Below are 12,099 nucleotides of genomic sequence, written 5' to 3' on the forward strand. Positions count from 1 at the left end.
GCAGATCAGGGGCTCGACACAAGTCATTCGGCCCACCTCGCACGATGTTCTTGGACACGCCCCCGGGGGACGGACGTGCGCTGCTGTGCGGATCAGGACGTGAGCGACGGAACCAGGTCCACGACGCCGAGCAGGTCGGGCACGACGTGGGTGGCGCCGGCGGCACGCAGCTCGTCGGCGGTGCAGGGGCCGGTGGGCACGGCGATGCCGACGACGTCGGCCGAGCGGCAGGCGTCCATGTCGTGCACGTGGTCGCCGACGTAGGCCGCGACGCCCCGCTCGCGGAAGACGTCGGCCTTGCCCTCGCGCCACACGTCGCCCACGACGTCGAGCTCGACGTCGAGGCGCTGCAGGTGCAGGCGGGCGTTGTGGGTGTTCTTGCCGGTGACGACGAACGCCTCGCCGCCGGCGTCGAGCACGGCCTGCACCGCCTCGCGCGCGCCGGGGAGCAGCTCGACGCGGGGGATCGCCAGCTTTGGGTAGAGGGCGCGGTAGCGGTCGGCGGCGGCCGGGACGTCCTCGGCCGCGAACCAGTTCGCCAGCTCGTGCTCGAGCGGCGGACCCAGGCGGGACGTCACGAGGTCGACGTCGATGGGGGTGCCGGTCTCGGCGGACAGCGCCCGGTAGGTGGCGCCGATGCCGGGACGGGAGTCGACGAGCGTCATGTCGAGGTCGAACCCGACGACGAGGCGGCTCACGTCGTGAAGACTACGCAGCCACCGTCCCAGGGGTGGACGGTGGCTGCGAGTGATGCTGACCTGCAGGCCGCAGGGCCGGGGCGTCGGGACCCGGCCGCGGACGTCGTGCGGTCAGACGTGGGTGGGGGGGTTGCCGGGACGCGGGCGGCGGACCGGCGACCGCGTCAGAAGCGCCGGATGGTCGGGATGCGGCCGTAGCCGTCGGTCGCGACGAGGTAGGCGGTCTTGGTGACACCGATGGTGACGACGATCGCGCCGAGCACGGAGAGAGCGAGCATGGTGGGGGCCTCCTCGGGAGGGTCGGGGGGTGGTTCTTCCCTCTCAGGATGACCCTGCTCATCGTCAAGGACAAGCGAAGAGAACTACATGTAACGTGTAGCATCTCTACATGGACGTGCGCCGCCTCATGGTTCTCAGGGAATTGTCGGAACGCGGCTCCGTCGGGGCCGTCGCCGACGCGATGAGGGTCACACCGTCGGCGGTCTCCCAGCAGCTGAAGGCGCTCGAGAAGGAGGCCGGCTACCCGCTCGTGGAGGCCGCCGGCCGCGGCGTCGCCCTGACCGAGGCGGGGCGGGCGCTGGCCCGAGCAGCCACCGACATCGCCGTGGCCATCGAGCGCGCCGAGGGGGACTGGCGCGCCTTCATGGAGCAGCCGGCCGGCCGCGTCACCCTCGTGACCTTCCCGACAGGTGGCGAGATGCTGCTGCCGGGCCTGCTGACCCGCATGGCCGAGCGGCCCGACGTCGAGCTGGTGTGCACCGACCTGGAGGACCCCGAGGCGGCCGGTGACCTGACCGCCGACCACGACGTGGTGCTGTCGGACGCGCCGACGACGTCGGCCACGTGGCACGAGCGCGGACTGCAGGTGGTGCCGCTCATGAGCGAGCCGCTCGACGTGGCCCTGCCCGAGGACCACCCGCTCGCGCGGAAGGCGAGCCTGTCGCCCCGCGACGTGGTGGACGAGACGTGGATCGGGGTCCCGCCCGGCTATCCCTTCGACCGGGTGCTGGAGCAGGTGGTGGTCGCCACCGGCCAGCCGGTGCGGGTGGCGCAGCGCTTCGCCGACAACGGGGTGGTGGAGGCGATGGTCGCCGGCGGCCACGGCCTGGCGATCCTCCCGCGCTTCACCACCCGCGAGCACAGCAACGGCCTGGTCACCCGCCCCCTCATCGGCGTCCGCGCCCGCCGCGACATCTCCGCCGTGCTGCGTCCCGACCGCTTCGAGCGCCCCTCCGTCCGCCTCGTCGTCCAGGCCCTGCGCGAGGAGGCGCGGCTCGTCGCCGACGCCCACGGCGCCGCCTGACCGCAGATTCCCAGGTCGACCTGGGTATCTTCCGGTCCGCACGGTTTCCCCTACGTCTGCACGGGTTGCTTCCCGTGCAGACGTAGGCGAACCGTGCAGGTGTCAGGACTTCGAGAATCGGGCTGCGAAGCGCTCGAACTCCGGGCTCGAGAGCGACTCGGCCTGGAACTGCGCCTCGACGTCGAGCGACGCGGCGAGGTCCGACGTCGACGCGACGCGCACGGACTCCTTCACGTGCGCCATCAGGGTGGGGTTGCGCTCGCACCAGCTCAGGGCCAGCTCCCGGGCGCGGGTCGGCGCGTCGTCCACGAGCTCCTGGGCGATGCCGAGCCGCAGCGCGTGGTCGGCCCCGATCACGTCGCCGGCGTAGAGCGCGGCGGCCGTGTTGGCCGAGCCGATGCGCTGCGTGAGCATCCAGGTGCAGCCGCCGCCGGGGTGCAGGCCGATCTGGGTGAAGGTCGGTCCGAACCCCGCCTTGGGCCCGGCGACGATCACGTCGCACGCGAGCGCGATGTTGAGGCCGGCTCCCACCGCGGGCCCGTGGACCGCGGCGATCGTCGGGATCGTCAGGTCGCGGATGGGCAGGAACGAGGCGTAGACCTTCATGAGGTGGTCGCGCAGCTCGTCGACGGGCCGGGTGCGGTCACCGAACAGGTTGCCCACGTTGGCGCCCGAGCAGAACGCCCGGCCGGCGCCGGTCACCAGGAGGGCGCGGGCCTCCTCGTCGGCGGCCACGGTGGCCACCGCCTGACGCAGCTCGTCGAGCAGTGGCCAGTCGAGCGCGTTGAGCCGCTCCGGGTCGTTCAGCGTGATGGTCCGCAGCGGACCGTCGGACTCCAGCAGCACGTAGGACATGCGGCGACCGTACCGGCGGGACGCCTCAGAGGGCGTGCCGGATGACGTCGGCCATGCCGGCGTAGCCGCGGTCGTTGGGGTGGAACCGGTCCTCGGCGAGGCGCCCGCGCCAGTCGCGCATGTGGGGGACCCGGAAGTCGGCGATCACGATCTCCCCGGCCCGTTCGTGGGCGTCGACGGCCCGGTTGAAGCGAGCGGCGGAGCGCTGCAGACCGGGCTGGGTCGCGACGACGGTGCCGTGCGGCACGGCGTCGAGCAGCGTCTCGATCGCCGAGGGCAGCAGCCTGCTCCACTTGGGGCTCATGAGGTCGTTGTTGCCGATGAGCAGGGTGACGAGCGCGATCTCGTGGCCCTGCTCGCGGACCTGATCCAGCGCCGGGAGCTGCCGCTCGAGCACGTCGAGCACGCGTGCACCGTTGAACGCCAGGTTGAGCACGGCGGCGTCGCGGATCCTCCTGGGCGGGTCGGCCGCGATCTGGCCGACCCAGCCGCGGTCCGGAGCACTGGCGCCGATGCCCTGGGTCATGGAGTCGCCGAGCGCGACCCACAACGGCCGGCCCGAGCCGAGAGCGCGACGGTTGCTGTCCTCCCACCACCGCGCGTAGGGCTCCACCTGGCCCATGACGCTGCGCACGCCGGGGAGCACCAGCGCGAGCTTCGAGACCACCGGCCCGGGCGGCCGATCGCTCAGGTTGGAGTAGTCGAACGTCGTCACGATCACCAAGTGAAGCAACGGTCGGGTGATCGCGCAGGTCAGGTGAGCGGTCTCACGCGTCAGCCGCGGGGGTCGCGCAGGTCGGCGCCGTCGCCCACGAGGAGGAGTCCGCCGGGCAGGAGGGCGGCCGTGACACGAGGAAGAGCCCGCGACGCGAGAGCGGGGTGGCGGCCGTCGAGGGCGCCCACCCGCAGCGCGAACGCGAGGTCGTACGGCGCCTCGTCGGGTTCGAGCAGGAGGTCCTCGACGGCGACCTGCCGGACGTCGAGCCGCCCGGCCGCGACCTCCGCGGCAGCGTGACGTCGGCACTGGTCGACGGCGGTCGCGGAGCGGTCGGTGGCCAGGACGAAGCCGTCGGGTCCGAGGCGTCGGACGACCTCGCGGGCGGCCGCTCCGGGACCGCACCCGATCTCGAGCACCCGCATCCCGGGCTCGAGCGGGAGCGCGTCGACCGCGGCCAGGATGCGGGCTGACGGCGGGGCGGGCACGCTCCCATCGTCGCCGCTCGCCCGCCGGTTGGGTACCCTGACGTCACCGGCCGATGTAGCTCAATGGCAGAGCGCTTGCTTCCCAAGCAAGACACGCGGGTTCGATTCCCGTCATCGGCTCCATCGCGCCGAAGGCGCTCCCTCGCCGATGTCGGGAATCGAGTCGGGCCCCCCTCCGCGCCGAAGGCGCCCCGCGAGGGATCCCGTTATCGGCTCCACGCCGCGAAGTGGCCCCTGAGGGATTTCGTCATCGGCTTCATCGCGCCGAGACTTCAGAGCCCCGCCCTACGGCTCCGCCGCTCGACCAGCACCGTGTCGCGCCAGTGTCCCGCGTACGGGCCGACCGCGGCCCGGCCGATGCGCTCGCGGGTGCCGACGACGCGGAAGCCGTGGGCGGCGTGCAGCCGAAGGCTCGCCTCGTTCTCGGGGAACACGTTGGACTGGATGGTCCAGATGCCGGCCGCCTCGGTCGAGGTGACGAGGGCGCCGAGCAGCAGCCCGCCGACGCCGCGGCCCCGCGCCGACGCTGCGACGTACACCGAGTGCTCCACCACGCCGGCGTAGACGGCGCGGGTGGAGACGGGGGAGCAGGCGACCCAACCCACCACGTCACCGTCGCCGCGCAGGGCCACGTGCCGATGGCCGGGCAGGCGGGAGGCGTCGAAGTCCCGCCACGACGGCGGCTCGGTCTCGAACGTCGCGCTGCCCGCGGCGATGCCCTCGGCGTAGATCCTCTCGACCTGCGGCCAGTGGCGCTCCGTCAGGGGGACCAGCGTGATCTCCGAGCGCTGCACGGGGGAGGCGGGTCAGACGGTCGCGTCGACGTCGGCGTCGGCGAGCACGCCGGCCACGCGCGCGAGCGCACCCGGCACGAGCGAGTAGTAGGCCCACGTGCCGCGCTGCTCGCGTGCCAGCAGGCCCGCCTCCACCAGCACCTTGAGGTGGTGCGAGACGGTGGGCTGGCTCAGCCCGACCGGCTCGGTGATGTCGCAGACGCAGGCCTCGCCGCCCTCGTGCGCGGCCACGAGCGACAGCAGTCGCACCCGCGTCGGGTCGCCGAGCGCCTTGAACGTGCGGGCCAGCTCGACGGCCTCGTCACGCTCGATGGGTGCCGACGTCAGCGGCGTTCCACAGCCGCTCGGCGGCGCGGGGACGGTCTGGGCCATGAGGCGAGTATGCCCCAGTCACGGTGACCCCGGGCCGGCCCGAGCGGACCCCCGGGCGCGTTCACCCGATGTTCACCGCCGTGGTCCGCCCCGAGCCTGACAACGCCGCGGATCGACCGCTACGGTGACCTGTACATAGACCGACGTCGATGCAGTTCGTCTGCGTCGGACGGCGACCCGAGGAGCAACGAGTGGACCGCACGGCGATGGAGAACGCGTCGACCGACGAGGACGTGATCGCGAGGCTCTCGAGGCTCGACCGCTTCCTGCCGGTGTGGATCGTCCTGGCGATGGTCGTCGGCCTGGCGCTCGGCCGCACGATCGACGGTCTCGACGAGGCCCTCGAGTCGGTCTCGATCGGCTCGGTCTCGCTGCCGATCGCGATCGGCCTGCTCGTGATGATGTACCCGGTGCTGGCGAAGGTCCGCTACGACGAGACCTCGCGCGTGACCGGCGACAAGCGGCTCCTGCTGGCCTCCCTCGTCCTCAACTGGCTCGTCGGCCCGGCCCTCATGTTCGCCCTCGCGTGGCTGATGCTCCCCGACCTGCCCGAGTTCCGGACGGGCCTCATCATCGTCGGCCTCGCCCGGTGCATCGCGATGGTGCTGATCTGGAACGACCTGGCCTGCGGCGACCGCGAGGCGGCGGCCGTGCTGGTCGCGGTCAACTCCGTCTTCCAGGTGTTCGCCTTCGCCGCCCTCGGCTGGTTCTACCTGCAGACGCTGCCGGGATGGCTCGGCCTCGAGACCACGTCGGCGGAGTTCTCCATCTGGTCGATCACCGTCAGCGTGCTCGTCTTCCTCGGCATCCCGCTCGTCGCGGGCTGGGCCACCCGCACGATCGGCGAACGGACGAAGGGCCGCGACTGGTACGAGTCGACCTTCCTGCCGCGGATCGGCCCCTGGGCGCTCTACGGCCTGCTGTTCACGATCGTCGTGCTGTTCGCCCTCCAGGGCGACGCCATCACGAGCCGTCCGCTCGACGTCGTGCGCATCGCCCTGCCGCTGCTGGCGTACTTCGCGATCACCTTCGCCCTCGGCATGGTGCTGGGCCACGCGCTGCGCCTCGGCTACGCCAAGACCGCGACCCTCGCCTTCACCGCAGCCGGCAACAACTTCGAGCTCGCGATCGCCGTGGCCATCGGCACCTTCGGGGTCACGTCGGGCCAGGCCCTCGCCGGTGTCGTCGGTCCCCTCATCGAGGTCCCGGTGCTCGTCGGCCTCGTCTACGTCGCCCTCTGGGCGCGCCGCTTCTTCGCCACCCAGGAGACCTCGTGAACCCTTCCGCCCGTCCCAGCGTCCTGTTCGTCTGCGTGCACAACGCCGGACGCTCCCAGATGGCTGCCGGCTTCCTGAACCATCTCGCCGGTGACCGCATCGACGTGCTGTCGGCCGGCTCGATGCCCGGCGACGCGATCAACCCGGTGGCCGTGGAGGCGATGGCCGAGGTCGGCATCGACATTGCGGGCGAGCAGCCGAAGAAGCTGACCGACTCGGCCGTCGAGGCCTCCGACGTCGTCATCACGATGGGCTGCGGCGACGAGTGCCCCTACTTCCCGGGCAAGCGCTATGAGGACTGGGTGCTCGAGGACCCCGCCGGCCAGGGCATCGACGCCGTGCGGCCCATCCGTGACGAGATCCGCGGCCGCGTGGAGGAGCTCATCGCCTCGCTGGCGTGAGAGATCCGTCATCCATTGACATCCATCGATGGATGGGTAGGGTCTGCACATCGATACTTGTCGATGGACCGCCGAAGGAGCGCACATGAGCACCGCACCGTCCGACCTGCCCGTCGTCGTCGTGGGCGCCGGCCCCATCGGCCTGGCCGCGGCGGCGCACCTCAGGAGTCGTGGCGTGGCGCACCTCGTGCTCGAGGCCGGCGAGGGCCCCGGCGCCGCGGTCGCCGAGTGGGGCCACGTGCGGCTGTTCTCGCCCTGGCGCGAGCTGGTCGACCCGGTCGCCCGCGAGCTCCTGCTCGAGCAGGGCTGGGAGCCGCCGCACCCCGACCGCTACCCGACGGGCGCCCGCTGGGTGGAGGACTACCTCCGCCCGCTGGCCGAGGTGCTCGCTCCGGCCGTGCGCTACGGGACCCGGGTCACGGCCGTCGCCCGCCACGGTCGCGACCGCCTCGTCAGCTCGGGCCGGGACCGGTCGGCGTTCACCCTCCACCTGCGCACCTCCGCCGGCACCGAGCACCTGGCGGCCCGAGCCGTCGTCGACGCCACGGGGACCTGGGGCACGCCGAACCCGCTGGGCGGCGACGGCGTGGTCGCCCTCGGCGAGCGCGAGAGCGCCGACCGCATCGGCTACCGCGTGCCCGACCTCGACCAGGCGGTCCAGCGCTCCCGGTTCGCCGGGAGGCACGTGGTGGTCGCCGGTACCGGAGCCTCCGCGAAGGGCGCCCTGCTGGCGCTCACGGCACTGGCCGAGAGCGAGCCCGGCACGACGATCACCTGGCTCGTGCGCCGCAGCCGCGTGGGTGCGGCCTTCGCCGGGTCGGGCCAGGACGAGCTGCCCCAGCGCGGCGCCCTCGGTCAGCTGGCCCGGGCCGCCGTCGACCGTGGCCCCGTCACCACGCGCACCGGCTTCCGCACCGCCGAGGTCCGGCGACGCGACGACGACCGCCTCGACCTCGTCGCGTTCGACGGGCAGGTCGTCGAGGAAGTCGACGAGGTCCTCGCCCTCACCGGGTTCCGCCCCGACCTCGGGTGGACCGACGAGCTGCGCCTCGACCTCGATCCCGTGCTGCAGGCACCGCGCGCCCTCGCCCCGCTCATCGACCCCAACGAGCACTCGTGCGGCACCGTCTACCCGCACGGCGTGGCCGAGCTGGCCCAGCCCGAGGTCGGGTACTACCCGGTCGGCATGAAGTCGTACGGCCGAGCCACGTCGTTCCTGGCGCTCACCGGCTTCGAGCAGACCCGGTCGGTCGCGGCGGCCCTCGCCGGCGACCACGAGGCGGCGGCGCGCGTCGAGCTGACGCTCCCGGACACCGGGGTGTGCGGGGGCGCGGGCACGTTCGACGACGAGTCGGCCGACGGTGGTGGCTGCTGCGGAGCACCTGCGGTCGAGGTGCTGAGCATCGGCGGCGTCGGGACGCGCTGAGCCGGGAGAAGCCCGCCGAGGGTCAGTGGATGCGGTCGCGCCAGTCCTCGGGCACGCGGTCGGCCGGACCGGGTGCGGTCTGGTCGCCCGGGTGCGACTGCGGGTCGGCCAGCCGGGGACCTCTCGCGGCGGTCTCGGAGGCGTAGTCCCAGAACCAGTCCTCGCCGGGCTCGAAGCTCTGCACGACCGGGTGCCCGGACTCGCGGAAGTGGGCCGTGGCGTGCTGGGCGGGTGAGCTGTCGCAGCAGCCGATGTGGCCGCACTGCGCGCACCGCCGCAGGTGCACCCACCACCCGTCGGGCTCCGCGAGGCACTCCACGCACCCCGCGCCCGAGGGCTTGACCGTGACGTCGATCGACGAGTTCTCGGGGCCGGGAGTCTCTGACATGTCGCCACGGTAGTCCGGTCCGGCGCGACCCGCGAGGGTCCGACGACCCCTCCTCGACCCCACCGCGTGCGTGCGCCGCCGCGCGCTGGGAGGGTGGGGTCATGACCACACCCGACGTCGCCGTCATCGGCGGTTCCGGCTTCTACACTTTCCTCGACGACCCCGAGCAGGTCGAGGTCGACACCCCCTTCGGCGCGCCGTCGGCGCCGATCTCGGTCGGCCAGGTGGGGGACCGGACGGTCGCCTTCCTGCCGCGGCACGGTGCCGACCACCGCTTCCCCGCCCACCAGGTCCCGTACCGAGCGAACCTCTGGGCGCTGCGTTCGCTGGGCGTTCGCCAGGTGCTCGCCCCCTGCGCCGTGGGCGGTCTGCGACCCGAGCTGGGCCCGGGCAGCTTCGTGGTCCCCGACCAGCTGGTCGACCGCACGACCGCGCGCACCCAGACGTACTACGACACCGGCGCGGTGCACGTCTCCTTCGCCGACCCCTACTGCGACCGCCTGCGTGGCCACCTGCTCGAGGGTCTCGCCGACCACGACCCGACCGACGGCGGCGCCATGGTCGTCATCGAGGGCCCGCGGTTCTCCACGCGCGCCGAGTCGCGCTGGTACGCCGAGAACGGCTGGGCCGTCATCAACATGACCGGCCACCCCGAGGCGATCCTGGCTCGCGAGCTGGCGCTCTGCTACGCCACCGTGGCACTGGTCACCGACCACGACGCCGGGGTCGACGCCAGCGACTCCGTGAGCATGGAAGCGGTGTTCCAGGTGTTCCGGGAGCACACCGACACCCTCAAGTCGACGCTGGCCGGGGTCGTCGGCTCGATCGGCGAGCGCGACTGCGCCTGTGCATCGGCCGTGGACGGCATGACCCTGCCCTTCGAGCTGCCGTGAAGGTCCTGCTGATCGGTGCGGCCGGGTTCATCGGGTCGCGGATCGCGCTGCGGCTGGACGAGCGCGGCCACGACGTCGTCGCGCTCGACGCGTACCTGCCGATGGCGCACGGACCGAACGCCCGGGACGACGCGCCCGCCGACGTGCACCTGCTCGACCTGCGCACCGACGACCTCGACGACGTCCTGGCCGACGTCGACGTCGTGTGCCACCAGGCGGCCATGGTCGGCAACGGCGTGGACGCCCAGGACCTGCCCGGCTACGCCGAGCACAACGACCTCGGCACGGCACGCCTGCTCGCCGCCATGGCCCGCGCAGGGGTCCAGGACCTCGTGCTCGCCTCGTCGATGGTCGTCTACGGCGACGGTCGCTACGACTGCCCCGACCACGGCGACGTGCCGCCCGCGGTGCGCCGCGAGGACGACCTGGCGGCCGGCCGCTTCGACCCGCGCTGCCCCGTGTGCGGTGGTGACGTGACGTGGCGCCGGGTCACCGAGGACGCGCCCATCCGACCGCGCACGTCGTACGCGGCGTCCAAGATCGCGCAGGAGTACTTCGCCGACGCGTGGTGCACGCTGCAGTCCGGTCACGCCGTCGCCCTGCGGTACCACAACGTGTACGGGCCGGGGATGCCCGCGGACACCCCCTACTCGGGCGTGGCCGCGATCTTCCGGTCGGCGCTCGAGCGGGGCGAGGCGCCGCGCGTCTTCGAGGACGGCGCCCAGGTGCGCGACTTCGTGCACGTCGACGACGTGGCGCTGGCCAACGCGCTGGCCGTGGAGCAGGTGGCGCAGCACCCGGTGGGCGTGACGGCCTACAACGTGGCGTCGGGGCGACCGTTCACGATCGGCGAGATGGCGCAGGTGCTGTCGCGCGCCGTCGACGGACCCGAGCCGGAGGTGACGGGCGACGCGCGGGTCTTCGACGTCCGGCACGTGCTCGCCTCGCCCGACAAGGCCGCCGAGGGTCTCGGCTTCCGCGCCGAGATCGCGCCCGAGGACGGCATCGCCCGCCTGGCCACCGACCCGCTCCGTCGCCGCTGAGGGTCTACGCCCCCCGATTCGGACACCTGTGGGGCGTCCGCGGGCTCCGAACCGCCCCGCAACGGTCCGAGACGAGGGCCGGCTCGGCCGTCACCAGCGGGTGATGAGCAGGGTCTGGGCGAGGAGGCCGAGGACGAGCTGGGAGGCGAGGAGAGGGCGCTGCCAGCGGTCCGGCAGGAGGGCGGGGATCGCGACGACCCAGATCGTGAACGGCAGCCAGATGCGCTCGACCTCGGCCTTGCTCATGCCCGACAGGGTGGCCGCGACGATCGTGGCCACGCCCGCGCCGGCCAGCACGGCGAGCGGGACGCGACGGCGAGCGGCGTCGGCGGCGGCAGGGAACGCGGCCCACACGGCGAGACCTGCGGTGAAGGTCCAGGCCGCGACGTTGGCCCAGACCCAGTAGCCGTAGGCGCGCTCGGACGCGATGCCCTCGTAGTAGCGCTCGCGCAGCACCGGGTAGGCCTCCCACCAGTGGAACCCGTACGCCGAGAAGGCCGCCGTCACGACCAGGGCCCCGCCGACGGCCCACGGCAGCACCCGCCAGCCCGCACGCGGTCGCTCAGCGTCGCGGCCGTGCGCCAGCCAGAGGACGGCCAGGGCGAGGATGCCGAGCAGCACGAGCCCGTACGACAGGAACACGCACCACCCGAGCAGCAGCCCCGCCCCGACGCCGAGCGCCCAGGACCGGGGTCCGACCGCGACCGCGGCCCGGGCGAGCAGGTACAGGCCCCAGGCCGCCACCGCGGCGAAGTAGTAGTCGGCGCTGACCCCCGCCCACACGACCAGCGGCGCCAGGGCGAGCCAGGGAGCAGCGCGCCTGGCCAGGTCGCGGCTGCCGAGCAGGTCGAGGGTCAGCAGCACCGCCGCCACCGACGTGGCGCCGATCGTCACGACGACCATGGCGACCCAGAAGGGGTCGTCGATCCCGACGCGGTCGAGACCGACGAAGGACAGCAAGGCGCCTGGAGGGTGCCCGGCCACGTGCGTGTGCCAGTTGTCGTCGGCGGCCGAGGGGATGCGCTCGACGAAGTCGTGCAGCGCGGCAGGGACGTCGCGGACCTCCGTCGCGTCGTTGAGGTACTCGCTCTTGCGTCCGTACACGCGGCTGAAGCCGTAGCGCCCGTCGCTGAGCCCGAGCGCGCACGTCCAGAGCCACGACGAGACGGTCGCGAGCACCACGACGACGCGCCACGGGAGATCGCGGCACGCCCGGGGCAGCGCCGACCAGAGCAGCACGGCCGTCGCGACGGCGACCAGGAGGAGGGGATCGAACCGCGGGCCCCAGAAGGCGTGGAGCGGGGGCCAGTGCACGCGCACGTCGTCGGAGAGGACGGCCGGGACCGCCATCGCGGCGATCACCAGCACGAGGCCGACCAGTGCCGAGAGCACGGCCGTGCGGGGGCGGGCCAGCATGGCGCCACGCTATCCGGCGAACCCAGGGGA

The 12,099-nt window shown here is 73.1% G+C and carries 14 protein-coding genes and 1 tRNA gene; 7 read left to right on the forward strand and 8 right to left on the reverse strand.

Features of this window, described 5'->3' with window-relative positions:
- Positions 1–92 precede the first annotated feature (92 nt).
- Positions 93–698, reverse strand: coding sequence for an HAD family hydrolase (locus tag ASF37_RS06725; RefSeq protein ID WP_235493071.1), 606 nt, complete (start codon positions 696–698; stop codon positions 93–95).
- Between the two features lie 388 nt (positions 699–1,086).
- Here ASF37_RS06725 and ASF37_RS06730 point away from each other — a divergent pair, with 388 nt between their 5' ends.
- Positions 1,087–2,001, forward strand: a complete 915-nt coding sequence (locus ASF37_RS06730; protein WP_055962690.1) for a LysR family transcriptional regulator — start codon at positions 1,087–1,089, stop codon at positions 1,999–2,001.
- A 102-nt stretch (positions 2,002–2,103) separates the two neighbouring features.
- On the opposite strand, the gene ASF37_RS06735 is transcribed toward ASF37_RS06730, so the two are convergent.
- From ASF37_RS06735 to ASF37_RS06745, 3 genes are read right to left on the reverse strand one after another with little or no spacing between them, the layout of a single operon-like run.
- Positions 2,104–2,856 carry an enoyl-CoA hydratase gene (locus ASF37_RS06735; protein ID WP_056579605.1) on the reverse strand — a complete coding sequence of 251 codons (753 nt, stop codon included), beginning with the start codon at positions 2,854–2,856 and terminating at the stop codon, positions 2,104–2,106.
- A 25-nt stretch (positions 2,857–2,881) separates the two neighbouring features.
- Positions 2,882–3,571, reverse strand: a complete 690-nt coding sequence (locus ASF37_RS06740) for an SGNH/GDSL hydrolase family protein (protein ID WP_235497395.1) — start codon at positions 3,569–3,571, stop codon at positions 2,882–2,884.
- 59 nt (positions 3,572–3,630) lie between these two features.
- Entirely contained in the window at positions 3,631–4,059 is a 429-nt protein-coding gene (locus ASF37_RS06745; RefSeq protein WP_056579607.1) for a cyclopropane-fatty-acyl-phospholipid synthase family protein, read from the reverse strand.
- Positions 4,060–4,108: 49 nt separating this feature from the next.
- On the opposite strand from ASF37_RS06745, the gene ASF37_RS06750 reads away from it, so the two are divergent.
- Positions 4,109–4,182: transfer RNA gene (locus ASF37_RS06750), tRNA-Gly, on the forward strand.
- Between the two features lie 149 nt (positions 4,183–4,331).
- Here the strand turns inward: ASF37_RS06750 and ASF37_RS06755 are convergent.
- Together ASF37_RS06755 and ASF37_RS06760 are read right to left on the reverse strand one after the other, a co-directional pair.
- Positions 4,332–4,853 carry a GNAT family N-acetyltransferase gene (locus ASF37_RS06755; protein ID WP_235499963.1) on the reverse strand — a complete coding sequence of 174 codons (522 nt, stop codon included), beginning with the start codon at positions 4,851–4,853 and terminating at the stop codon, positions 4,332–4,334.
- Between the two features lie 12 nt (positions 4,854–4,865).
- Positions 4,866–5,225 (reverse strand): helix-turn-helix transcriptional regulator, encoded by a 360-nt coding sequence (locus tag ASF37_RS06760; protein ID WP_055962702.1) that lies wholly within the window; start codon positions 5,223–5,225, stop codon positions 4,866–4,868.
- A gap of 206 nt (positions 5,226–5,431) precedes the next feature.
- On the opposite strand from ASF37_RS06760, the gene arsB reads away from it, so the two are divergent.
- From arsB to ASF37_RS06775, 3 genes are all read left to right on the forward strand, one after another.
- Positions 5,432–6,502 (forward strand): ACR3 family arsenite efflux transporter, encoded by a 1,071-nt coding sequence (arsB, locus tag ASF37_RS06765; RefSeq protein WP_056580486.1) that lies wholly within the window; start codon positions 5,432–5,434, stop codon positions 6,500–6,502.
- Complete coding sequence (locus ASF37_RS06770; RefSeq protein ID WP_156368138.1) at positions 6,499–6,903, forward strand: arsenate reductase ArsC; 405 nt, start codon at positions 6,499–6,501, stop codon at positions 6,901–6,903. The genes arsB and ASF37_RS06770 overlap by 4 nt, the downstream gene beginning before the upstream one ends.
- Positions 6,904–6,988: 85 nt before the next feature.
- A complete protein-coding gene (locus ASF37_RS06775) occupies positions 6,989–8,329 on the forward strand; it encodes an NAD(P)-binding domain-containing protein (protein ID WP_056579609.1) in 1,341 nt (446 codons plus the stop codon).
- 22 nt (positions 8,330–8,351) lie between these two features.
- Here ASF37_RS06775 and ASF37_RS06780 read toward each other — a convergent pair whose 3' ends face one another.
- Positions 8,352–8,717 (reverse strand): UBP-type zinc finger domain-containing protein, encoded by a 366-nt coding sequence (locus tag ASF37_RS06780; protein ID WP_056579611.1) that lies wholly within the window; start codon positions 8,715–8,717, stop codon positions 8,352–8,354.
- Positions 8,718–8,818: 101 nt separating this feature from the next.
- Here ASF37_RS06780 and ASF37_RS06785 point away from each other — a divergent pair, with 101 nt between their 5' ends.
- Together ASF37_RS06785 and ASF37_RS06790 are read left to right on the forward strand one after the other, a co-directional pair.
- Complete coding sequence (locus ASF37_RS06785) at positions 8,819–9,610, forward strand: S-methyl-5'-thioadenosine phosphorylase (RefSeq protein ID WP_056579613.1); 792 nt, start codon at positions 8,819–8,821, stop codon at positions 9,608–9,610.
- Positions 9,607–10,653, forward strand: a complete 1,047-nt coding sequence (locus ASF37_RS06790) for an NAD-dependent epimerase/dehydratase family protein (RefSeq protein ID WP_056579615.1) — start codon at positions 9,607–9,609, stop codon at positions 10,651–10,653. The genes ASF37_RS06785 and ASF37_RS06790 overlap by 4 nt, the downstream gene beginning before the upstream one ends.
- Before the next feature lie 90 nt (positions 10,654–10,743).
- Here ASF37_RS06790 and ASF37_RS06795 read toward each other — a convergent pair whose 3' ends face one another.
- A complete protein-coding gene (locus tag ASF37_RS06795; RefSeq protein ID WP_235499964.1) occupies positions 10,744–12,069 on the reverse strand; it encodes a hypothetical protein in 1,326 nt (441 codons plus the stop codon).
- Between the last annotated feature and the right edge of the window lie 30 nt (positions 12,070–12,099).

The sequence above is a fragment of the Aeromicrobium sp. Leaf289 genome, assembly GCF_001423335.1.
Lineage (GTDB): Bacteria > Actinomycetota > Actinomycetes > Propionibacteriales > Nocardioidaceae > Aeromicrobium.